This is a genomic window from Paraburkholderia solisilvae (assembly GCF_902859875.1).
Classification (GTDB): domain Bacteria; phylum Pseudomonadota; class Gammaproteobacteria; order Burkholderiales; family Burkholderiaceae; genus Paraburkholderia; species Paraburkholderia solisilvae.
In genome coordinates this window covers 1-1541 of sequence record NZ_CADIKF010000122.1, presented here as the reverse complement: position 1 = coordinate 1541, position 1541 = coordinate 1, and the positions used below count along the sequence as shown (strand labels likewise).

Sequence of the window (1541 nt, the reverse complement as noted above, 5' to 3'; positions counted from 1 at the left end):
CGCGCGATTGCCGCCGCCCGACGGCGCACGATTGCCGTCGATGTCGCGACCGCCGCGGCCGCGCTTGTCGCCGCGCGTATCCGTGCGATTGCTGTTGTTGCGATTGCCGAAACCGCCGGAACCGGAGTTGAGCGCGCCGAACCCGCTGCCGGCCGACGGCCCGCGCCGGCCACCGCCGCCGCGTTGCGGCTGATCGAAACGGCCATGCGACATCAGCACCGGCTCGCGATTGATGAAACCCATCGAGGTCTGCATCGGATCCGGCTGACGGCGCTCCGGCGCCGCCTGACGTCCGCCCTTCTCTTCGCTCGGCGCCTTCAGGCCCACCGCCGCGAGCAGGCTGCGCACCTGATTGTCCTCGAGCTCTTCCCAACGGCCGCGCTTCAAGCCGCGCGGCAGCGAAATCGGACCATGCCGCGTGCGAATCAGACGGCTCACCATCAGCCCGACCGCCTCGAACATCCGCCGCACTTCGCGGTTGCGCCCTTCGGCAAGCGCAACGTGATACCAGTGATTCGTGCCTTCGCCGCCGCCGTCGCGAATCCGCAGAAAGTTGGCCGGGCCGTCGTCGAGTTCGACGCCGTGCAGCAGCTTCTGACGCATCCCCTCGGCGAGCTCGCCGACCACGCGCACCGCATACTCGCGCTCGACGCTGTAACGCGGATGCATGAAGCGGTTCGCCAGATCGCCCGAGGTCGTGAGCATCAGCAGACCTTCGGTATTGAAGTCGAGGCGGCCGACTGCCAGCCACTTCGCGGTTTTCATCGGCGGCAGCTTGTCGAATACCGACGGGCGGCCTTCGGGATCGGCGTGGCTCACGATCTCGCCGGTCGGCTTGTGATACAGCAGCACGCGCGGCGGCTTGCTTTGCAGCTTGCGCTTGAGCGGCTTGCCGTTGATACGCACAAGGTCGGTCGGCATGATGCGCTGGCCGATATGCGCCGGCTCGCCGTTGACCGACACGCGCCCCGCGACGATCAGTTCTTCCATGTCGCGGCGCGAGCCCATGCCGGCTTCGGCGAGGACCTTGTGCAGCTTCGGCGCATCGTCGTCCGGCGCGAGCACGCGCTTGGGTTGCGCCGGACGGCCGCGGCGCAGCATCGGCGCACGCACACCGTTACCCGCGCCACCGTTCGCGCTGTTAGCCGTGTTGTCCGCGTCGAATGCGGGCGACGTGACATACGAGAACAGATCGTCGTCCGCGCCTGCATTCGGTGCGCTTTGCGCACCGCCCTGGCCGACGCCACGCCGGTTCTGACGCGCGCCATCGCGCGGCCCGGCGCCTTCATGCGGGGGCGCGCCGCGCTGCCCGTCACGCTTGCCGCCGGCGCGACGGCCGCCTTGATTCTTGGCCGCGGGGTCCTTGCGCGGCATCCGCACCTGCGCGACGACTTCGCCGTCCGGCGGCGCTTCGGGGACGGCCGGCACCGGCTGCGCAGTCGCGCCATCGGTGCTCGCCTTGGCCTTCGCGCCCGCGCGACGCCGTGCGATCAGGCTGCGCGGTCCGCGACGCAAGCCGCGGCGCGGGCGTTCGTCGCCCT

At 70.1% G+C, this 1541-nt stretch carries 1 protein-coding gene; it reads right to left on the bottom strand.

The annotated features are described in order from the left end of the window. Positions 1–1541: 23S rRNA pseudouridine(2605) synthase RluB (gene rluB, locus HV675_RS32055; protein ID WP_175115469.1), on the bottom strand; the 1541-nt coding region annotated here is incomplete at both ends.